Here is a 638-nt window from a genome sequence, read left to right as displayed (position 1 = left end):
CACCAGTCTGAGCGCTTAAACCGCGCAGAACCGAATTGATCATCGCTTCCCTAATGACTCGTGTTGAGTTGGGTATACATAAAAAAACCCCGCTCAATGGCGGGGCCTGACCTTCATGCTTTTCGGATTCTATTAGAGATCGCGCAGGTCGTGCGCCACGTCCTCCCAATGATTATTTGACGCTCGGGCCGTCACTGCGGTTTTACCGCTGGCTTCTTGCATCTCAACGTAAAGGAAAGGCCCTTTGATAAAAGGGTTGCCAGAGATGCTGACGGTCAGTTCTGCCTCGTCGGTATAGAAAAATCCTTTGACTCGCGTGCCTTCGGCCCAAAGCACGTCACCACCCGAGTAGTTCTCTTCAAGGTGATCCTTGTAGACCCTAAAAACTTCCTTGATAGGCTGCTCGACCGTCCAGTTGGTCATGTTGCCCGTCGAGTCCTTGATATTTGCATTGCCGGCACATCCGGCCAACATCAACATCACACCCCCTGCAATCCATGCCTTCACTTTCATCATCCTCTTATTAGCACACTGGCATAAGATTACATCGATCTCTCACATCACACCATCCTGATTTGTGGCGATGTGAAGTGGACCCCATCCTTTGGACCACCTGACGGGTCGTCTAAGCTCGGATC

Annotated in this window: 1 protein-coding gene; it reads right to left on the bottom strand. The window is 51.1% G+C overall.

Annotated features, from left to right (window positions below; translation table 11 throughout):
* Positions 1–132: 132 nt before the first annotated feature.
* Entirely contained in the window at positions 133–513 is a 381-nt protein-coding gene (locus QD208_RS17560) for a hypothetical protein (RefSeq protein ID WP_279837680.1), read from the bottom strand.
* Between the last annotated feature and the right edge of the window lie 125 nt (positions 514–638).

Source organism: Cobetia sp. 29-18-1 (genome assembly GCF_029846405.1).
In the GTDB taxonomy this organism is placed as follows: Bacteria; Pseudomonadota; Gammaproteobacteria; order Pseudomonadales; family Halomonadaceae; genus Cobetia; species Cobetia amphilecti.
Note: the sequence above shows the minus strand (reverse complement) of the source record. Positions and strands in the feature narration are given on the sequence as shown.